This is a genomic window from Ruegeria sp. AB9, from assembly GCF_056542585.1.
In genome coordinates this window covers 356,130-376,296 of the sequence record NZ_JBQGAA010000001.1, presented here as the reverse complement: position 1 = coordinate 376,296, position 20,167 = coordinate 356,130, and the positions used below count along the sequence as shown (strand labels likewise).

The following is a 20,167-nucleotide window of genomic DNA, read 5'->3' as shown; positions in this document are numbered from 1 at the left end:
TTCCTGTTATTCCCGGAGACTGGAAATACCTTGCGGCACATTCGTGTCACTGGCTTGTCGTGCGCGACGATCCATGCCCTTATGAAGCAAAATCGAGCATTCGGAGCTGGTTGTGAAGAAAAAAACCCCAAACACCCATCGCGAACTGGAATTGCTGGACGCTTTGCGGCGACTCGGAGGGGCGGCGCGAAACTCTGAACTTGTAAATGTACTCGGCGTGTCTGAAGAAACAGTACGCCGCACAATCAAGTCCTTGTCCAAGGCGGGCACGGTCGAACGCGTTCATGGCGGTGCCTACCTTGCCGGGGCGCAAGGCGATCCCAGTTTCTTTCGCCGAATTTCCCAACATGCCGACGAAAAGCGTCTGATCGCTGCGCATACCGCTAAAATGGTCCGGGATCAGATGACAGTTTTTCTGGACGTCGGCTCGACCACGGCGTTTGTCTCCGAAGAATTGCGCCGGGCAAACCACCTGACGGTTGTCAGCAATTCCATCGGTGTTGTGCAGACATTGGCGGGGATCAATGGAAACCGAGTGCATCTTCTGGGGGGAGAATTGCAAAGTGATGAGAGGGGAACATTCGGCCACGTTGCCCAGAAACAATTGCAACGATATGCCTTTGATATTGCAATCCTCAGTACGGATGCGATCTCGGACAGCAAGGGGTTTCTGTATCACAGCCCGGCTGAAGCAGATCTTGCCTCGGTCGTGGCCGGGCAAGCGGACAAAGTTGTCATGGCAGCCGCGCATTTCAAATTTGGCGACACGGCCCCCTATGTCGGGCCGGACCCGCGCCTGGTGCACACGCTGGTGACGGACTCTGCGCCGAAAGGGGCGGCTGCCAAGTCGTTCGAGCGCTGGGGCATCAACTTACAGATTGCGAAAGCAGGTGAATCTCACGCGGCATGACATCAATCATGCGACGGAAAAGATCAAAAGCCGGATCAGAAAGCTACGGCCAAGTCTGTCAGGAAATGGTAGCCCGTAGGGGAATCGAACCCCTCTTTCCAGGTTGAAAACCTGGCGTCCTAACCGATAGACGAACGGGCCATGTGATAATGGCGCAAGCACAAGTGGTAGCCCGTAGGGGAATCGAACCCCTCTTTCCAGGTTGAAAACCTGGCGTCCTAACCGATAGACGAACGGGCCACGCTGGCTTGTGGAGGGCCTTTTACGGTTTCACCGTGACCCCCGCAAGCGGAAAAATGCAGGGATGTGAAAGTTTTTTGGCCCTTCAAAGCGAGAGGTCAATTTGCCTCTGCCGCGTCCTCGAGTCTGAGCTGTACGGATTGACGCCCGCCCCAGGTGTTCACCTCAAGTCGTCCCGCAAAATGAAAGCGTGCGCCACCATGATTTGACAGTTTGTCGCCCATCGGCCCGTCAAAGGCGCCAAAGGCAATCGCGTCCAGCCCGCCGCCCATGCCGTCGGCCAGCGACAGCTTCAGATGTGTATCCCCCACACGTTTTGCAAAACGCACCTGCAAATCCGGCAGCGCGTAGCGCGGGGCAGGGGCTCCTGCACCAAAAGGTCCAGCCTGTTCGATCTGTTCAATCAGATCAACTGTCGCCGCGCCCGGCATAAGCGCGCCGTCCAGCTTCATGTCAGCGGGGCCGCCCTGACCAGCGCCTTGTTTCGCCAGCAATTCGCTGAGACGTTCCATGGCAGGTTCCAGCTTGTCGCGCATGACAGTTAGGCCAGCGGCCATCTTGTGGCCACCACCTCTGACCAGCAGCCCTTCGGCCGCGAGACGCTGGATAGATGCCCCCAAGTCCACGCCCGAGACCGAGCGGCCGGAGCCTTTGCCCTCATCCCCATCAAAGCCGATCACAATGGCGGGGCGGTTGGCGGTTTCCTTCAGGCGAGACGCCACAATGCCTACTACACCCGGGTGCCAGCCTTCACCTGCCGCCCAAACCAATGGAGCGTCGAGACCGCGGTCCTCTGCCTGCTCCAACGCGGCGGCGCGTACAGCGTTTTCAATGTCGCGGCGTTCGGTATTCAACGCGTCCAGACGTTCGGACAAGGCCTGAGCTTCGTGCAGGGATTCAGTGCTCAGCAGGCGGGCACCCAGATCGGCCTGCCCAATGCGCCCACCTGCATTCACCCGGGGACCAAGCAGGAAACCCAGGTGATAGCTGTTTGGCGCGGTATCCATGCGTGAGACGTCAGACAGCGCGACAAGGCCGGGGCGCTGCCGCTGCGCCATGACTTTCAGGCCTTGTCGCACCAGGGCGCGGTTGGCGTCGATCAGAGGCGCAACGTCAGCCACGGTTGCCAGAGCCACCAGGTCCAGCATCGACATCAGGTCAGGCCCCTTTGCGCCCGCCTCGCGCAATTGGCGCCCAGCTTCGACCAGCATCAGAAACACGACTCCTGCGGCGCAGAAATAGCCCAGATCGCCGCTTTCATCCTGTCGGTTGGGGTTCACGACTGCGACGCAGTCGGGCAGCGTTTCGCCGCCGAGGTGGTGATCCAGCACAATCACATCCGCACCCTTGGCGGCGGCAATCGGTTCATGGCTGAGCGTGCCGCAATCGACGCAAATGATCAGATCGTGGCTGGCTGCCAGATTCTGCATTGCCGGGACATTGGGGCCATAGCCCTCATCAATCCGATCTGGCACATAAAGTGTCGCTTGCACCCCCATTTGCCGAAGCCAAACCAGCAGCAGCGCGGCAGAGCTGCCGCCGTCAACATCGTAATCCGCGAACACCGCGATCTTCTGGCGAAGGCGTACGGCGTCCAGAAAGCGGGCCGCGGCTGTTTCCATGTCTTTCATGGCGCGCGGATCGGGCAACAGCTCTTTCAGTTTGGGGTCCAGGAAGCCACGCGCCTCCATGACCGGCACGCCGCGTCGGGCAAGAACCTGACATACCGCGCGAGGCAGGTCGGTCTGTTGTGCCATCATCTCGGTGGCTCGCTCCACCTCGGCTCCCGGGCCAACCCAGCGCCGACCTGTCAACGATTGCTCAACCCCAAGAAAACTCATCTCTTGCCTCTTATGCGCCAAGGCCGGACCCTTGCGGACCCGGCCTTTTTATCTTTTCAGAAATATTTCCGCCGAAGGCAACGGCGCAATTCGTTATGCCTCGTCGTGCGGCCATGTGGGTGTGCGATAGGACATGCGACGCACCGACCCGGTCTTGGAACGCATAAGCAGCGTCGTGGTTTCCACCCAACCCGGCTCGCGCTTAATACGCGGCAGCAGAGAGCCGCCGGTAACGCCTGTTGCGGCAAAGATCACATCCGCAGTTACCATCTCATCGCGCGCATACACACGGTCCAGATCGGTGATGCCTGCCTTGGCAGCACGGCCCCGTTCGTCATCGTTGCGGAACAACAGGCGACCAAAGATCTGACCGCCCATGCATTTCAGCGCGGCAGCAGCCAGCACTCCTTCGGGTGCGCCACCCTGGCCCATATACATATCGATGCCGGTCACTTCGCTTTCAGCACAATGCATGACACCGGCAACATCACCATCGGTGATCAGTCGGATCGAGGCTCCGGTTTCGCGCACTTCGTCGATCATCGCCTCGTGACGGGGACGTTCCAGAATGCAGACGGTGATGTCGGCCGGTTTGCAGCCTTTGGCCTTGGCCAGAGCCTCAACACGTTCACGCGGTGACATGTCCAGATTGACTACGCCTTCAGGCAAGCCCGGACCTACCGCAAGCTTGTCCATGTAAACGTCCGGCGCATGTAGCATCGAGCCGCGCGGACCCATTGCAATTACGGTCAAAGCGTTGGGCATATCCTTGGCGGTCAGCGTAGTCCCTTCCAGCGGGTCCAGCGCAATGTCCACCCCGGGGCCGGTGCCGGTACCAACCTCTTCGCCGATATACAGCATCGGCGCTTCATCGCGTTCACCTTCACCGATCACCACGACGCCAGCGATGTCCAGCAAGTTCAGCTGTTCGCGCATCGCGTTTACCGCAGCCTGATCTGCGGCTTTTTCGTCACCGCGACCCACCAGCGAAGCCGAGGCCAGCGCAGCCTGTTCCGCTACCCTTGCCAGCCCCAGAGACAGCAGGCGGTCATTAAAATCAGTTTTGGCAGCACTCATGGTTCAGTATCCTCTGGTCAGTAAAGCCGTTTCTACCGGCATAACTTGCGTTTCATACAGGCCGCAAGATCAAACCTCTTCGATCCGCAATGCGACGGGGTCGCCAGCAACCACGTCCGTTTCCCGGAACCCATCCAGCGCGACGTCCAGCGCAGCGCGAGTGGTTTTGTGGGTGACAATCAGCACGGGCGCTGTGCTTTCAGCGTGGGCATACTGGCGCATCCGGTCGATCGAAACGCCGGCATCGCCCAGAATGGCCGCAACCTTGGCCAGAGCGCCGGGTTTGTCCAACAGACCCAGCCGCAGGTAATACGGCGCAGGCAGGCCGGTGACGGCTGGTGCCGCAGCTTCAAGCGAAAGGGCCGGTCGGCCAAAGGTTGGGATTTGCAATCCACGTGCCAGATCGCAAACATCACCCATCACGGCGCTGGCCGTCGGGCCTTCGCCTGCACCGGGGCCGCGCAGAACAACCTGTTCAACCGCGTCGCCTTCGATCACCACCATATTGGTGCCGCCTTCCAGCTGACCCAACGGTGAGTCGCTGGGCACCAGGCAAGGCTGCATACGCTGCTCCAGCCCGCGCGCGGTGCGCTGTGCCACGCCCAGCAGTTTGATACGGAAGCCCATATCCTCGGCCTGATCGATATCGTCGAGGCTGATGTGCTGAATGCCCTCAATCTGGATTCCGTCGAAATTCGGCTTGGTGCCAAACGCAATTGAGGCCAGCAAAGCCAGTTTATGCGCAGCGTCGATGCCACCCACATCCAGATTGGGATCGGCCTCAAGATATCCCAGCTCGGCGCACTCGTCGAACAGAGCGTTGTAACCCTGACGTTGCGATTGCATCCTGGTCAGAATGTAGTTGCAGGTGCCGTTCATCACACCCATCACGCGTGTGATCTCGTTTCCGGTCAGGCCTTCGGTCAGGGATTTGATCACCGGGATACCACCAGCGACAGCGGCCTCAAACCGGATGACGCGGCCTGCGGCTTCGGCCTGTTCGGCCAACTCCTGCCCGTGGATGGCCAGCAATGCCTTGTTGGCAGTGACGACATCCTTTCCACTGGCCAGCGCGGCTTCGACCGAGGCTTTGGCAGGGCCGTTTTCCCCGCCCATCAATTCGACATAGACATCGATATCGTCGCGCTTCGCCAGCGCAACCGGATCGGTTTCCCAGGCATAATCCGACAGGTTCACGCCGCGGTCTTTGCTCGGATCCCGCGCCGATACGGCCACGATCTCAATCGATCGACCCGTGCGTGCCTTCAGCAACTCAGCATGACGGCGGACAATCTTGACGACACCCACGCCGACAGTTCCCAAGCCCGCAATTCCCAGCCGCAGCGCCTGTGTCATTTCGTGGGTTCCTTTCCGCTCGAAATTTATCTGAATTCGGACGCTTGTCCGATCAGCGCTGCCTTAGCGGGTTCAGGCACAGGGTGCAATCCGTCACCGGGGATTGTGGACGTGAATCGTGGCGCTTTAGTTCGTTTGCGCGTTTTGCAATGCTTCCGCCTTTTTCGCCAGCGCCTCGCTGCGCTGCGTCAGGTCCTCTTCAACTTCGGCGGCCTGGCTGACGGGGTCTATCGATGGCCCCAACGTTTCCTGCAACGGGACAAGGCGCGGGTAGGGGGCCGACTTGACCGAGGCCGGTTCGCTACCTTTAAGTTCGGGAATGTCTGCGCATCCGGCAAACACAAGAATAAAAAGCAGAACAGGCAGCAGTTTCATTTGGTACGCTTTTCGGTTTCACTCGTCTCATCGTGATGCACCTTTTACCGGCGTCGATCAAGCGGGGTTCTATATGAACATTTGTTCAGATATTGTGGGTACATGGCACGAACTCAAGGCTCTCATTCCGACATAACAGGTCCGCGCATCCGCACGGCCGCACTGAACCTGTTTGCCCGCCACGGCTATGCAGCGGTTTCGATGCGGCAGATCGCCAAAGAGGTCGGCGTTCAAGCAGGGGCGTTGTACAACTACACTCCGGACAAGCAGAGTTTGCTGTACCGATTGATGCGCGAACATATGCAGGATCTGCTGTCAGCGCTTAATGCGTTGGAGCGTTGCGATGACGCACAAGATGCGTTGCGTCGATTTGTAGGCTTTCACATCCGCTTCCATTTGCAACGTCCCGATGAGGTCTTCATCGCCTATATGGAATTGCGCAATCTCTCGCCTGAGAACTTTGCTGAAATAGAAGACCTTCGGCGCCAGTACGAAAACGCGTTGGAAGACATCCTTCACACGGGTCAACAGGCCGGTCAGTTTGCGATCCCGGACACCAAGATCGCCACGCTTGCGGTGATTGCCATGCTGAACGGTGTGATGACATGGTACAGATCCGGTGGCCGATTGTCGCTGGACGAGGTCGAACAGATCTATTGGAACATGGTGCATAAGGCTGTGACGGCCTGACACGGCCAGACCGCCACGGTTTAGTGCGCAGGACGAATGAAGGTCCCGTTGCGCAATTCCCGAAAGGCCTGTTCCAATTCGGCCCGCGTGTTCATCACAATCGGACCATGCCATGCGACAGGCTCATCAATCGGAGCCCCCGAGATCAGCAGAAATCGCACGCCTTCGGGGCCAGCCTGAACGGTGATTTCATCCCCCGTGCCGAAACGAACAAGGGTGCGATCCCCCGACATGTCGCGGATATTGATCTCTCGTCCGGCGACCTCTTTTTCAAGCAGCACACCTGTCGGTTGTGATGCATCTGCAAAGGCCGCCTGACCTTGAAACACATAGGCGAAGGCGCGGCGGTAGGTGTCGATGCGAAACGTCTTTCTCACACCTGCGGGGACCGAGATATCCAGATATTGCGGGTCTGCTGCGATGCCGTCCACAGGGCCGGTTTTGCCCCAGAACTCTCCGACAATCACCCGAACAGTCGTGCCGTCATCGTCGGTGATTTCGGGGATATCCCTGCTTTGAACATCCTGATAGCGCGGGGCGGTCATCTTCTGCTCCGAGGGCAGATTGCCCCACAATTGGAACCCGTGCATCTGACCCGAGGTGTTTCCGTGTGGCATTTCCTGATGCAGAATACCGGATCCTGCAGTCATCCATTGCACATCGCCGGCCCCTAAAGTGCCTGTGTTGCCCAGCGAATCCGAATGCTCGACCGATCCGGCCAGAACGTAAGTGATGGTCTCGATCCCGCGATGCGGATGCCAGGGGAAACCGGCCTGATAGTCCTGAGGCCGTTCGCTTCTGAAGTCATCGAACAGCAGGAAAGGATCAAGTTCGGACGGGTCCTGAAACCCGAACGCGCGGTGAAGTTTCACGCCAGCCCCTTCCATTGTCGGGGTTGCTTGGCGCGTTTCCAATGTAGGTCTAAGGGACATGTCGGCCTCCGGTTCGTGTAAGCAGCATGTAACCTCTGCGTGAATGCGGTCAATTTGCGTGACGTAACCGAACCTGTGCAAATATGTTGAGCAACCGAGGCTCTGTTGTTTCCGGTCCAAAGTGGCTAAAGCGAAGTGGACGAAACAGGAGACGTTCATGCAGGACGAAGTGCTGGCAACGATTCAGGCATCATCCCCCAGACGGTGGGCCGGAGTAGGGATGCTGTCGACGGTTGGGGCGTTGGTTACTTACGTTGCTTTGGCATCGCCGCCTGAACCGGTGTGGCAGGTGTTTTTGTTTGCAGTTGGTGGCGCGTCGCTTTGGCTGGCCTATCGCGTTTGGCACGCGACTCAGGATTATATTGAACTGACGCAATCGGAATTGCGCACTGGGTCAGGTCAAATGATTGCGAAAGTGACAGATATTGAGGCGGTGGATCGCGGCGTGTTCGCGTTCAAGCCGTCTAATGGTTTTCTGGTTCGTACAAAGCAAAAAGCAAAAAACCAATGGGCTCCGGGGTTGTGGTGGCGGATTGGTCATCGGGTCGGCGTGGGCGGCATGACGTCTGCCGCCGAGGCCAAGTTTATGTCAGAGGTCTTAAGCGCTATTATCCACGCAGACGAACGGAGCCTTCGCTAAATCACAGGCTACTTCGTTCGTAAAGCGGGGACGGGTGAAGATGAAGTTATCGAAGATAATGCCCGTAGCGAAATCAAATCCAGGTCTGAACACTGGAATGTACTCATTGGCAGTTTCAACCAGAATGAGCGTGTCCTGATTAGGCATTGGCGGTAATCGGTCTTCTATCTGCCGGACATTGTCGTCATTCCATTCTTCATCAAAACCGCGCACAGTGGACCAACGAACATAGTGGCGCTGGTCATCTTCATCGTAAACGATAAGTGAGACCCGCAAGTCTACTTCAGACCGGTTGTTGATCATCTTGCCTGCCAAGTCGTGCAGCGAGTCGATATATACATCAGTGACAGCTTGCGTTTCACGCGAGATCAGATCGCTGATTGTATAGGCCGCCTTAAGGTTCGACGCGCTTTGACGAAATCCCTCAAAAGCGGTGAACGTGAAGGTGAGTGTCCAAAGCATCAGCGGGAAGATCATGATGGCTTCAACGGTCAGAATGCCTCGTTCGTCGTTCTTGAAGGCTTTGACACGGTTTTTCAGAGTTTTGAGTACAGACATGATCTTAAATCGGCTCCTGTACGAATGCTGTTGTCGCGGTCACTGCATAGTGGCCGGATTCGTCCGGGACAATTTTTGCGATGGCTGTCGCCTCGAGCACCGGGTCGATACGCAGGCAAGCGCGCAGGATCATCAACTCATTAGATTGTCCACTTTTGAAGTCCAGTACAGGCTTGGGATCTTCGGAACTGTCAGTGCAAGGAACATCGTCAGAGAGTACAATACCTTGGAATGCATCCTGTTTGATCATTTGCAGCCGCAAGTTGCCCTTGCAGTCCTGAATACCGGAAACATCGCAGATACGGTTCTTGATCTCATCATGATCCCAGTTGGTGCCAGTACCCAGTCGAATGTCCCGTACGACCAGGTCAACGCCTCGTTCCAATGCAGCGTGTCGCATCGTGATGACGTTCAGTTCTCCGCCAGCTACAAGAAGCGCCAGAAAGGACGGGACGATCATGACAAACTCGATCGTCGCGCTTCCGGACTCGGAACGTTTGAAGGGGCGGAGTTTCGACAGTGTTCTCCGGATCATTGGGTCAGCCTCAGTTTGCGAATGGACGAAGCAATGGACTCGAACGCTTTTTCCAGATCAAGACCGCTCACGTTATAGACGTGGCTATCCGAGCTGGCACAGGATTTGATGGTGTTCAGGCCGCTGGTAGGGGCTTCGAAGGCAATGCCATAGATGATGACACCCTTGTCTTTGGCCGCACCACAGATATTGGCTGTACGCGTGTTCTTTGTGGATGAGCCCACCGTATCCCGAAGGTTCCAGTACCAGTCATTCTCGTGATTGTTCTGCCAGTAGAAGTTGTTTTTGGCGTTCCACCAAAGCGACGCGAGATTGAACAACTCAGGATAAGTCAGTCGAACAGAGGTCCCGATTTCTTCGTTCGTAGGGTTTTCATTGTCCGGGTTGCCGAAAGGATGGTCTGACGTGACATAGCTGCCGCCGTTGTTTTCAGTGTGCTGCATCCAGACCCAGCGGTCCGGGTTACGGGAATAGCGAATGCTGTATTCCCCTTTGTCCCCGTCACCCCGTTCATATTCAGGATTAAACCAGACCTCTGTTTGCCCACTCCGAACCGACGGGTCCAACATATATTGCGTGGTGTTCTGTCCGTCGGTCATGACAATAACGACTTTCAATACGTCCGAGTCAAAGGATTCCGGACGCACGGCAAATCTTGCAGGCACCTTACCTTCGTTGGCTAGTTCATTGATAACCGGCTGGAATTTCGGGTCCATAACACCGACACCCCATTTCATACCTATGTCAATAGATGTGTTGCCGTCAGCGGTAAGGGCGTCGATCCTCTGATGCAGGTAATTGATGTCGTTGGTTACAGGCGTGATTTCGCTGCCTGCGCGTACCGGGCACACCCGATAGGCGGGGTCCTGTTCACCGTCAGTATATTCGCCGTTTTTGAATACGTTGCTATAGCGCCATGGGTCGAAATGCCCAGTGCGCTGATAGAATGCTTCCGGGTCAAGTCCTACACTTCCAAAATGTCCTGAAGTGAAGTTCACGCAATGGGAATAGTTATGCTCTGACGTGACATTCGTAAATTTGCCCAAAATGTCTTCACCGGCGTTTACCTGAGTCGCGTAAGGAATGATCGACATTGAGATCTTTGTTTCCTCGGGTTTGTCGAGCATCAGCGTGACGAACTCCTTGGCAGCGTCTCTGAGCACATCGATTTTCGACTTTCCCGGTGTTGCAGAAGATCTGGTCATCGAGCCTGACATGTCCAGAACAAGCGAGATTTCGACTGAGCCGATGGATTCTTCTGCGGTACTACCTGCCACAAGCCCCAGTTCTGTGACTTTTCCGAACCTTAGAAAGCGCGTCGGGAAAACCGCGTCAGCTGACGCGGAAACTGTTCTGGAGCCAATTCCCTCGGTCACAACTACAGTCTTCCGAAGGTGACCTAGTCCGGCTTTCTCCATATAGGCGTCAACCACGTCTGCGGGGGGATCCTTCTGGTCAAGGTCTGCAGCTGCAAGCACAGCGCGGTCCAGTGTGGATTGCAGGCTCGCACGATCGCGTTCAAAATTCATGACGTCCATGGACATGCCTGTGATCGCAAGCATCAGGATCAACATGAACAGCACAAAAATAGTAAAAGTGCCATCTTCTTCTTTGGCAAACCGCCGCAACCAGGAAATCTTGCACTTCGGCTTCGAACCGTCATTGTGAAGCGAGAATTTTATCATTTTGATGACTCCGCTTCGCACATAGAATTCGTGCGACATAGAAAAGAAATTTGGGTTAAATTTAATTTTCAAACGTGGCGTGAATGGGGCGAAAAAGGCTTGGTTTTGGCCTTTTTGCGTACATTCAAGGTATAATTTTTACTATTCCCCTCGGTCTGTCGATGAAATGAAGACAATCCCTTAAGCATTTGACCGGATTGAGCGACTCACCATCAGGCGCTCAGACTGCTGTAAAGAAGATGATGAAAAAAAGTGCATTGTTTGATTGCAGCCCGCCTTCAGTGGTGCGACAAAACGTCATGACGTTTCGTCATCCAGCTGTACGGAGGATTTTATGACCGGCATCCAAGAACCAAGCTTTCGTGAAAGTGTTGACCTGATGTTCAACAGGGCGGCGGCCCTGATGGAACTGCCGCCGGGGCTGGAGCAGAAAATCCGGGTTTGTAACGCGACCTACACAGTTCGCTTTGGTGTGCGGCTACGCGGCGAGATACATACCTTCACCGGGTACAGGTCCGTCCATTCCGAGCATATGGAGCCGGTCAAGGGCGGCATTCGCTACGCCACTGCGGTAAATCAGGACGAGGTCGAAGCACTGGCTGCGCTGATGACCTACAAATGTGCGCTTGTCGAAACACCGTTCGGCGGATCGAAAGGCGGGCTCTGCATTGACCCGCGAAAATACGAAGAGCACGAGCTTGAACAGATCACGCGGCGCTTTGCATATGAACTTGCCAAGCGGGATCTGATAAACCCGTCGCAAAACGTTCCGGCGCCCGACATGGGTACGGGTGAACGCGAAATGGCCTGGATGGCCGACCAATACGCGCGGATGAACACCACAGATATCAACGCGCGCGCCTGTGTGACGGGTAAGCCATTGAATGCGGGAGGCATCGCGGGGCGGGTCGAGGCGACCGGGCGGGGCATACAATATGCTCTGCGCGAGTTTTTCCGTCACCCCGAAGATGTTCAGAAGGCGGGTTTGTCTGGAAAACTGGACGGTAAGCGCGTTGTTGTGCAGGGGCTCGGTAACGTGGGCTATCACGCGGCGAAGTTCCTGAGCGAGGAAGACGGCTCGCGCATTGTAGGGATCATCGAATGGGACGGGGCGCTGTATAACCCGGACGGCATCGATGTCGAGGCCGTACGCCAGTGGATCGTCAAACACGGCGGCGTCAAGGACTATCCCGACGCCACGCATTCGGCAGAAGGCTCAAGCGTATTAGAGGCCGAGTGCGATATCCTGATTCCGGCTGCTTTGGAGGGTGTCATCAATCTGTCCAACGCTGATCGGATCAAGGCACCACTGATTATTGAGGCGGCGAATGGCCCGGTCACCGCTGGCGCGGATGAGATTCTACGCAAGAAGCGAACAGTGATCATCCCTGACATGTATGCCAACGCAGGCGGTGTGACGGTGTCGTATTTCGAATGGGTCAAGAATCTTAGCCACATTCGTTTCGGCCGGATGCAGCGCCGCCAGGAAGAGGCGCGGCATGAACTGATCGTCAGCGAGTTGCAGCGGCTGGACCGATATCTGGGTGACGCGTGGTCGATGTCGCCGGACTTCAAGGCGAAATATCTCAAGGGTGCGGATGAGCTTGAGCTGGTGCGCTCGGGCCTCGACGACACGATGCGCATTGCCTACCAGTCGATGCGAGAGGTGTGGCACAGCCGTGATGATGTCGAAGATTTGCGTACGGCGGCTTATATTGTAGCCATCGACCGCGTGGCCAAAAGCTATCGCGCCAAAGGTCTCTGAAACAGGCGGGCGGGGTGATCATTTCACCCCGCCTGTACGCGCCGCGGCTTGAATGTCGATGGCAGCCCGTTAGTTTGACGGCTAATAGAATTCCAAAGAAACGAATCCCGGAGAACTCCATGTTGCGTATCGCCATAGTCGCGGCTCTGCTGGCCACCCCTTTGGCCGCTCAGGAAACCAAGGAAGAAAGCTGCAAGTATCAGGCGGATGTCGTGGCAGCGATTCAAAAGGCCCGGCTGGATCGCGTGAAAGAACGTGATGTCGCACAGGCCGTGGCAGATAGCGGTCCTACGTGGCCCGAGAACTACAATGCGGCGGTCCCACTGATCACACCGTGGGTCTATGAACAAAAGATGCGCGACGTGCGCAAAAAGGATTTGGGTGCAGCATGGCTGGAGCTGTGTCTGCAGCAATAATCCACAGCTTCCGTAATTCCTTGTGGATAAGCGCGCCATCCCCTTGGCGCGCGTTTCCATTTCTGGCAGGTTTGGTCAATGTCTTTGCCCCCCGGATTTTTGGATGAGTTGCGTACCAGGCTGAGCTTGTCTCAGGTTGTCGGCCGTAAGGTTATGTGGGATCAACGCAAGTCCAATCAGGGCAAGGGTGACATGTGGGCACCTTGCCCGTTTCATCACGAAAAGACCGCCTCATTCCATGTCGATGACCAGAAAGGTTTTTATTACTGTTTCGGTTGCCACGCCAAAGGTGACGCAATCAGCTTCGTGAAAGAGACCGAGAATGTCTCGTTCATGGAAGCCGTTGAGATACTGGCCCGCGAGGCCGGGATGCCGATGCCGGTGCGTGATCCCAAGGCGCAGGAAAAGCAGGATCGTCGCACGCAACTGGCCGACGTGATGGAGCAAGCGGTGCAGTTCTTCCGCTTGCAGCTCAAGACCGGCGTAGGCGCAGCGGCGCGAGATTATTTAACCCGCCGAGGCTTGGACGCCCAAGCGCTGGAGCGGTGGGAGATAGGGTTTGCCCCGGACGGATGGCAGGCCCTGTGGGATCATCTGCGTGGAAAGAATGTCGCCGAGGACCTGATCCTCGGGGCCGGTCTGGCCAAGCCTTCGAACAAGGGCAAAAAGCCTTATGACACGTTCCGCAACCGTATCATGTACCCAATCCGCGATCCGCGCGGACGCTGTATCGCGTTTGGCGGGCGGGCAATGGATCCGAACGACAATGCGAAATACCTGAACTCGCCCGAAACGGAGTTGTTCGACAAAGGGCGCAGCCTCTACAATCAAGGTCCGGCCCGGCAGGCGGCAGGCAAGGGGCAGCCGTTGATCGTGGCCGAAGGCTATATGGATGTGATCGCTTTGGCCGAAGCCGGGTTCGGCGCGTCCGTCGCGCCGCTGGGAACGGCCATCACCGAACACCAGTTGCAGTTGCTCTGGCGCATCGCAGATGAGCCGATCATTGCATTGGATGGAGATACAGCAGGACTACGCGCAGCAATGCGTGCTGTGGACCTTGCGCTACCGTTGTTGGAAGCCGGAAAGTCGCTGCGCTTTGCGCTGATGCCGGAAGGGAAGGACCCTGACGATCTTCTGCGCGCCGAAGGGCCGGGTGCTGTTCAGGCCGTGCTGGAAGGGGCCATTCCGATGGTCAAGCTGCTGTGGCAGCGCGAGACCGAGGGTAAGGTGTTCGACAGCCCCGAGCGCAAGGCCGCGCTCGACAAGTCGCTGCGTGAACAGATCAAGCTGATCCGTGATCCGTCTATCCGATCTCATTATGGGCAAGCGATCAAGGATCTTCGCTGGCAATTGTTCCGACCTCAGCGAGACCAACAAACCAGGCCGTGGCAACCGCGTGGTAAGTGGAAGCCACAGCCTCAACCGGCGACGCCGGGCGCGCGCAGTTCGTTTCTGGCCTCATCTGAGAATGCGGACATTCAACTGCGCGAAGCCGCTATTCTGGCAATCTCCATCCTGAATCCCAAAGTTGTTGTTCAGTTCGAACAACAGTTGGAAGAGATGGAATGCCAAGATCCTTATCACGCGGGTTTGCGTGAAGCGATATTGCGGCACGCGATTGATGACCCTGAGAACCTGAAAGAACACATTATTGCAGCAATGGGCCCTGACGCCCTTGAAAACCTGCTGGCCCTTCGCCATGTGGCAATCATCCCCTGTGTGTTCAAACCGGGCGATGTTGAAAAGGCCGAGATGACACTGGCCGAGGAACTCGCGAAAATCAAAGCGCTCCGGGGGTTGGATGCCGAGATCGCCGAAGCGGAAGAGGAACTGTCAGATCTGGCCGATGAGGCGCTGACATATCGGCTGGCACAGGCCGCCGAAGAGCGTAACCGGACGAACCGTAGTCAGAACGAAGACAGGGCCGTATTCGACATTGCCGACAACGGTGCGCGAATCAACCGCGACGAGAAAGACGCGTTTCAGGCGATCATGTCAGGTATCAAATTTGAGCGGAAACGCCGGTAAAGTGGTGTTTTCGTAAGGCACTGGAAAAGAAAAACAGGTAAACGGGTGGCCGAATCACTTCTACGCGCTAATGATTCGGTTCAAACGAATCACCCATCCCTGCAGGAGCATTGAATGGCCGCCAAAGACACGAGCGAAGATCGCAAATCCGAAGAGCAGGAACAGGAAATCTCGCTGGACATGAGCCAGGCCCAGGTCAAGAAGATGATCGCCGAGGCCCGTGAGAAAGGTTACATCACCTACGACCAGCTCAATCAGGTTCTTCCGCCTGACCAGGTCAGTTCGGAACAGATCGAAGACGTAATGTCGATGCTGTCCGAGATGGGCATCAACATCATCGAAGATGAAGAGGCCGAAGAAGAAGAGAACAAGGGCTCGACCGAACTGGTTGCTACCGAAAGCAACCGAGAAGTCGCGCTGGCCGGTGCCGGCACAGAGAAGCTGGATCGTACTGACGACCCTGTGCGCATGTATCTGCGCGAGATGGGTTCGGTTGAGCTGCTGAGCCGCGAAGGCGAGATCGCCATTGCCAAGCGGATCGAAGCCGGGCGCAACACCATGATTGCCGGACTGTGCGAAAGCCCGCTGACCTTTCAGGCGATCACCATCTGGCACGATGAATTGCTGTCCGAAGACATTCTTCTGCGGGATGTCATTGATCTGGAAACCACGTTTGGCAACCAGTTGGACGAAGACGGCGACGTTGAAGAGCCGGTCGTCGATACGTCGGCTGTGCAGGCGAACAAGCCGGCCAAGGATACCGGCCCCGAGCTGGATGCCGATGGCAACCCGCTGAACAATGATGATGACGACGACGACGACGATCAGGCCAACATGTCTCTGGCCGCGATGGAAGCGGCCCTGAAGGATCAGGTTCTGACCACGTTGGAGCGTATCTCGACCGACTTCTCCATGCTGTCTGAAATGCAAGACAGCCGGATTTCGGCCACCCTGAACGAAGACGGTACTTTCAGCGAAAAGGACGAGGCGACGTATCAGAAGCTGCGGGCCGAGATTGTGGAGCTGGTGAATGGTCTTCACCTGCACAACAACCGGATCGAAGCATTGATCGACCAGCTCTATGGCATCAACCGCCGTGTCATGTCGCTGGACAGTTCGATGGTGAAGCTGGCCGACCAGGCGCGCATCAACCGCCGTGAGTTTATCGAGGCGTATCGCGGGCGCGAGCTGGACCCGAACTGGCTGGCCGAGATGGCCGAAAAGCCTGGCCGGGGTTGGCAGATGTTCATCGAACGCTCAACTGCGAAGGTCGAAGAACTGCGCAACGATATGGCTCAGGTCGGGCAATATGTCGGTCTGGATATTTCGGAATTCCGCCGCATCGTGCAGCAGGTTCAGAAGGGCGAGAAAGAGGCGCGGCAGGCCAAGAAGGAAATGGTCGAAGCCAACCTGCGTCTGGTTATCTCAATCGCCAAAAAGTACACGAACCGTGGCCTGCAATTCCTTGATCTTATTCAGGAAGGTAACATTGGCCTGATGAAGGCGGTAGACAAGTTCGAATACCGTCGCGGCTACAAGTTCTCGACCTATGCGACGTGGTGGATCCGTCAGGCGATTACGCGATCTATCGCGGATCAGGCCCGCACGATCCGTATTCCGGTCCATATGATCGAAACGATCAACAAGCTGGTCCGGACAGGTCGTCAGATGCTGCACGAAATCGGCCGCGAGCCGACGCCGGAAGAACTGGCCGAAAAGTTGCAGATGCCGCTTGAGAAGGTCCGCAAGGTGATGAAGATCGCCAAGGAACCGATTTCTCTGGAAACCCCGATTGGCGACGAAGAAGACAGCCAGCTTGGTGATTTCATCGAGGACAAGAATGCCGTTTTGCCGCTGGACAGCGCCATTCAGGAAAACCTCAAGGAAACTACGACACGGGTTCTGGCCTCGCTCACCCCGCGTGAGGAACGGGTTCTGCGGATGCGGTTCGGCATCGGTATGAACACTGACCACACTCTGGAAGAGGTTGGCCAGCAATTCAGCGTGACCCGCGAGCGTATTCGTCAGATCGAAGCGAAAGCGCTGCGGAAATTGAAACATCCCAGCCGGTCACGAAAGCTGCGGTCTTTCCTGGATCAGTAAGTTCAAAGGCGCCTCATCCGAGGCGCCTTTTTTCATCTTATTCACATTGGCTGGTCCTCACATCACATTGGCGAGAATGCACAAGGCCGCGACGGCGCGCCTTTCTATATCGGGCTTGTCCACTCATGGGACGGGCCGGGGTGAGGCCTTTCAGGCCGATGACCCCCGGCCCACCGTCCGAATGGGATGTTCCACACGGGTTTTGAAGGCGCTGGGCGGCTGGCCTGTCCACCGTTTGAAGGCGGTCGAAAAAGCGGCCTGATCGGAATAACCCAGCGCGTATGAAATTTCAGACAGGGTCATACCGTTTGTGATGAAGGTCTGAGCCAGATCGCACCTTAGATCATCAACAATATCACGATAGCTGGTGCCTTCATCCTTCAGGCGTCGGCTGAAGGTTCTGAGGCTCATGCCCAGATCATCTGCTACATCTTCGGCTTGCAAGATCGCTCCGGGCAGGGACCGGGTAATCAGCCCTTCGACACGGGCGCGGATCATATGCTTGGGGGATGGCTTCTCGGCAAGCAGGCGTTCACCGTATTCCAGCAAATGCTCTCGCAACTTGGGATCATAGGTTGGCACCGGCAGTTCCAGCGCAGAAAGTGGCAAAATGATCTCAATTTTTTCAGATCCGAACACCACTGGACACCCCGCGAGCTTTTCGTAGGTTCTTGCGTGATCGCCGACCCTGTGCTGAAAACGCATCTCAATCGGGTACAGATTCACTTGGGTCAGGGTTCTCATTCTGGCCAAGGCGGCAAACAACAGGAATTCTGTGCGCCGGTGATAGCGGGCAAAGCTGGCATCCTTCCAATCGGCCTCAAGGGCTGCGAAATTGCCGGCAGAACGAAAGCTGAGTGCGATGGCCGGATCGATGATCCCGTGAAAACGCGAGAGGTTTTCCATCACCTGCTTAAGGTCGCGCGAGTATTTGCTGATATACCCTGTCACGGTCGAAGCGGATGTGACCTCAAGCCCTGTGCGTGCAGCAAATGTAATGTCACTGACGGCGTCGCAAGCATGCCGGATGAACAGAGCTTCTTTATGCGCACTGTAGGCTGTGGCAGGGGGCGCGATATCTTGCGGTCGCAGCCCGGCCTGTATCAGAACCCGTTGAGATGCTTCGCTATTGCCAGTGTGGCGATCCAGTGCCCGGGTCAAGAATTGCAGTCGGCCGATATCTACATCCATCGTGGAACAACACCCTAAGTTCTCAAATACACCCGCAGCTTATCACAGAAACACCGTTTCATGACCGGCGGTCGTGGCAAGAAGGATTTTGCACCGGCGTTCTCTGCATCGGCAAGTTCTCGAAAAGGTTTGACCGGAATGCACATGTGTTCCTGCGTAGCGTACCGCAAATCGGCGGTGTTGCCGGGTCCGGACTTTTATGGGGATGAGGTCAGAGCCACGGAGGAATTCGCCGGTCACTGCTCGAGGCTCCCCGGCACATTCTCTTCTTCTCGTTAGTGTCGCATTGTTCTGTGTCGCTGATTTTGTCATCCTGCTTCGAAGGACTGAAACTGGGTCGAACCAATGTGGGATAATGTTGTAAACACAGATACCTATATTGGAAATCTGATCGTGTTTGATGGTGAATGCGTGCTGTGCTCCGGCTTTTTTCGTTTCATGCTCAAACATGATCGCTCCAAGCGTTTCCAATTCGCGACAGCGCAATCGCCACTTGGACAAAAACTGTATCGCGACCTTGATCTGCCCACGTGCGACTTTCAGACAAATCTGGTGATCGTGAACGGTACAATCTATCAGAATCTGGATGCGTTTGCCGCCGCGATGCGTCAGTTGCCGGGTTTGTGGCCGCTGCTTTCGGTGTGCCGACTCCTGCCCGGTTTCGTCAAAGATCCAGCCTATCGTCTGATTGCGCGAAACAGATATGCGGTGTTTGGAAGAACCGCGACATGTTTGGTGCCCGGACCCGATCTGAAGGCACGTTTTGCTAGCGATGGGTTTTGATGTCGAGGGATCCATTTTTGCTGGCGCTGGGTCCGGTCGATGGCATGTCAGACGCGGTTCTTCAGTTGCACAGCGTCGAGGGCTGCTACTCCGGCCAATGCGATATTGAGCTTGGCGCAGGCGCGTTGGTGGCCATTGTGACGCGCCTGGCCGGCTTTCCGCGAGATGGAAAAGACGTTGCAATATCGGTTAAGATACGTTCGGACGGTCAGGCCCTGATTTGGGAACGTGACTTCGCCGGTCATCGCACCACGTCTCATCTGAGCTACGACAGAAAACGGACATGTGTTCGCGAGGATTTCGGAGCGATTTCGATCTGGCTGCGGCCCGACTGGCAGGGCAATGCGCTGTATATCAATGTCCTCCGCCTGACGGTTTTTGGCATTCCGATGCCATTCTTTGCGCTGCCACGATCGAACACACGTGAATGGCAGGACGCGCAGGGTCGGTTCAGGTTTGACGTGTCAGCTGAGGCGCCGGGATTGGGATTGCTGATCCGATATCAGGGTTGGCTCACGCCGGATCACGCAATGCAAGGGGCGGTCTGAATTGATCGTGAAGTGCCCTGTGCACTCGGCGAAGTTCGCCTAACCTATTTGGTACAAACAATCAGGGAAGATTTAACGATGAAACCTTTATTTGCCATTGCGGCGCTTGCAGCTGCGGCCCTAAGTATTCCTGTAACCGCAGATGCTGCGCGGAACGGGTATCGAACAGAACCCATCAATGCCACTGAATTTGAGGTCATCCCGCGCGGAGATCAGCGCGCCGAGGGATATTGGTGCGCGGCGGCTGACTATGCGCGCCGCACATTGGGCGCAGGCTGGAAAGACCAGATTTATGTCGTGCGGGGATATGGGCCGAGTGTAACCACTGGGCGCAGAACAGCTGTTCAGTTTTCGGTCAAGCAACCTCAGAACATTGGAGCGCAACCCAGCAGTTTTGTGTCTTTTGGGTTTAAGCCCGGTTACAGCATGTCTGTACAAGGTGCGAATGCAAGGTGTAACTATCGTCCGTTCATCAACGATTGATAGCCCGACGG

General features: G+C 56.3%; 19 protein-coding genes and 2 tRNA genes. 10 read left to right on the top strand and 11 right to left on the bottom strand.

Features of this window, described 5'->3' with window-relative positions:
• The first annotated feature begins 112 nt into the window (after positions 1-112).
• Positions 113-910, top strand: coding sequence for a DeoR/GlpR family DNA-binding transcription regulator (locus ACR0K5_RS01985; RefSeq protein WP_480628062.1), 798 nt, complete (start codon positions 113-115; stop codon positions 908-910).
• Between the two features lie 66 nt (positions 911-976).
• On the opposite strand, the gene ACR0K5_RS01980 is transcribed toward ACR0K5_RS01985, so the two are convergent.
• The 6 genes from ACR0K5_RS01980 to ACR0K5_RS01955 all read right to left on the bottom strand — a co-directional run bounded on the left by ACR0K5_RS01980 (position 977) and on the right by ACR0K5_RS01955 (position 5,799).
• Positions 977-1,051 (bottom strand) — tRNA-Glu (locus ACR0K5_RS01980).
• Positions 1,052-1,075: 24 nt separating this feature from the next.
• Positions 1,076-1,150: transfer RNA gene (locus ACR0K5_RS01975), tRNA-Glu, on the bottom strand.
• Between the two features lie 98 nt (positions 1,151-1,248).
• The gene (gene recJ / locus ACR0K5_RS01970) at positions 1,249-2,991 is read right to left on the bottom strand and encodes a single-stranded-DNA-specific exonuclease RecJ (RefSeq protein WP_480628061.1); all 1,743 of its coding nucleotides are present in this window, start codon (positions 2,989-2,991) and stop codon (positions 1,249-1,251) included.
• A gap of 93 nt (positions 2,992-3,084) precedes the next feature.
• Positions 3,085-4,068, bottom strand: a complete 984-nt coding sequence (glpX, locus tag ACR0K5_RS01965) for a class II fructose-bisphosphatase (RefSeq protein WP_480628060.1) — start codon at positions 4,066-4,068, stop codon at positions 3,085-3,087.
• Between the two features lie 69 nt (positions 4,069-4,137).
• A complete protein-coding gene (locus tag ACR0K5_RS01960) occupies positions 4,138-5,424 on the bottom strand; it encodes a homoserine dehydrogenase (RefSeq protein WP_480628059.1) in 1,287 nt (428 codons plus the stop codon).
• A gap of 126 nt (positions 5,425-5,550) precedes the next feature.
• Complete coding sequence (locus ACR0K5_RS01955; RefSeq protein ID WP_480628058.1) at positions 5,551-5,799, bottom strand: hypothetical protein; 249 nt, start codon at positions 5,797-5,799, stop codon at positions 5,551-5,553.
• A 102-nt stretch (positions 5,800-5,901) separates the two neighbouring features.
• On the opposite strand from ACR0K5_RS01955, the gene ACR0K5_RS01950 reads away from it, so the two are divergent.
• Entirely contained in the window at positions 5,902-6,489 is a 588-nt protein-coding gene (locus ACR0K5_RS01950; protein ID WP_480628057.1) for a TetR/AcrR family transcriptional regulator, read from the top strand.
• 20 nt (positions 6,490-6,509) lie between these two features.
• On the opposite strand, the gene ACR0K5_RS01945 is transcribed toward ACR0K5_RS01950, so the two are convergent.
• Positions 6,510-7,421: a pirin family protein gene (locus tag ACR0K5_RS01945; protein ID WP_480628056.1), complete on the bottom strand. Its 912-nt coding sequence runs from the start codon at positions 7,419-7,421 to the stop codon at positions 6,510-6,512.
• Between the two features lie 157 nt (positions 7,422-7,578).
• On the opposite strand from ACR0K5_RS01945, the gene ACR0K5_RS01940 reads away from it, so the two are divergent.
• Positions 7,579-8,061 (top strand): hypothetical protein, encoded by a 483-nt coding sequence (locus ACR0K5_RS01940; protein ID WP_480628055.1) that lies wholly within the window; start codon positions 7,579-7,581, stop codon positions 8,059-8,061.
• On the opposite strand, the gene ACR0K5_RS01935 is transcribed toward ACR0K5_RS01940, so the two are convergent.
• The 3 genes from ACR0K5_RS01935 to ACR0K5_RS01925 are packed head-to-tail and all read right to left on the bottom strand — an operon-like array spanning position 8,020 to position 10,839.
• On the bottom strand, positions 8,020-8,619 hold the full coding sequence (locus ACR0K5_RS01935; RefSeq protein WP_480628054.1) for a TadE/TadG family type IV pilus assembly protein: 600 nt from the start codon (positions 8,617-8,619) through the stop codon (positions 8,020-8,022). The two genes, ACR0K5_RS01940 and ACR0K5_RS01935, sit on opposite strands and share 42 nt — an antisense overlap.
• A gap of 4 nt (positions 8,620-8,623) precedes the next feature.
• Entirely contained in the window at positions 8,624-9,154 is a 531-nt protein-coding gene (locus ACR0K5_RS01930; protein WP_480628053.1) for a TadE/TadG family type IV pilus assembly protein, read from the bottom strand.
• On the bottom strand, positions 9,151-10,839 hold the full coding sequence (locus ACR0K5_RS01925; protein ID WP_480628052.1) for a pilus assembly protein TadG-related protein: 1,689 nt from the start codon (positions 10,837-10,839) through the stop codon (positions 9,151-9,153). Before ACR0K5_RS01925 ends, ACR0K5_RS01930 begins: the two co-directional genes overlap by 4 nt.
• 334 nt (positions 10,840-11,173) lie before the next feature.
• Between ACR0K5_RS01925 and ACR0K5_RS01920 the strand changes: the two genes are divergently transcribed.
• The 4 genes from ACR0K5_RS01920 (at position 11,174) to rpoD (ending at position 17,151) form a co-directional block, all read left to right on the top strand.
• Positions 11,174-12,604 carry a Glu/Leu/Phe/Val family dehydrogenase gene (locus ACR0K5_RS01920; protein ID WP_480628051.1) on the top strand — a complete coding sequence of 477 codons (1,431 nt, stop codon included), beginning with the start codon at positions 11,174-11,176 and terminating at the stop codon, positions 12,602-12,604.
• Between the two features lie 119 nt (positions 12,605-12,723).
• A complete protein-coding gene (locus tag ACR0K5_RS01915) occupies positions 12,724-13,020 on the top strand; it encodes a hypothetical protein (protein ID WP_480628050.1) in 297 nt (98 codons plus the stop codon).
• A 78-nt stretch (positions 13,021-13,098) separates the two neighbouring features.
• Positions 13,099-15,048, top strand: a complete 1,950-nt coding sequence (dnaG, locus tag ACR0K5_RS01910) for a DNA primase (protein WP_480628049.1) — start codon at positions 13,099-13,101, stop codon at positions 15,046-15,048.
• A gap of 114 nt (positions 15,049-15,162) precedes the next feature.
• Positions 15,163-17,151, top strand: a complete 1,989-nt coding sequence (gene rpoD / locus ACR0K5_RS01905; protein WP_480628048.1) for an RNA polymerase sigma factor RpoD — start codon at positions 15,163-15,165, stop codon at positions 17,149-17,151.
• Positions 17,152-17,301: 150 nt separating this feature from the next.
• Here the strand turns inward: rpoD and ACR0K5_RS01900 are convergent, their stop codons facing one another.
• Entirely contained in the window at positions 17,302-18,342 is a 1,041-nt protein-coding gene (locus ACR0K5_RS01900) for a helix-turn-helix domain-containing protein (RefSeq protein ID WP_480628047.1), read from the bottom strand.
• Between the two features lie 345 nt (positions 18,343-18,687).
• On the opposite strand from ACR0K5_RS01900, the gene ACR0K5_RS01895 reads away from it, so the two are divergent.
• The 3 genes from ACR0K5_RS01895 to ACR0K5_RS01885 all read left to right on the top strand — a co-directional run bounded on the left by ACR0K5_RS01895 (position 18,688) and on the right by ACR0K5_RS01885 (position 20,156).
• On the top strand, positions 18,688-19,125 hold the full coding sequence (locus ACR0K5_RS01895; protein WP_480628046.1) for a thiol-disulfide oxidoreductase DCC family protein: 438 nt from the start codon (positions 18,688-18,690) through the stop codon (positions 19,123-19,125).
• On the top strand, positions 19,125-19,673 hold the full coding sequence (locus ACR0K5_RS01890) for a DUF4166 domain-containing protein (RefSeq protein WP_480628045.1): 549 nt from the start codon (positions 19,125-19,127) through the stop codon (positions 19,671-19,673). The genes ACR0K5_RS01895 and ACR0K5_RS01890 overlap by 1 nt, the downstream gene beginning before the upstream one ends.
• A 78-nt stretch (positions 19,674-19,751) precedes the next feature.
• Positions 19,752-20,156: a hypothetical protein gene (locus tag ACR0K5_RS01885; RefSeq protein ID WP_480628044.1), complete on the top strand. Its 405-nt coding sequence runs from the start codon at positions 19,752-19,754 to the stop codon at positions 20,154-20,156.
• Positions 20,157-20,167: the final 11 nt, after the last annotated feature.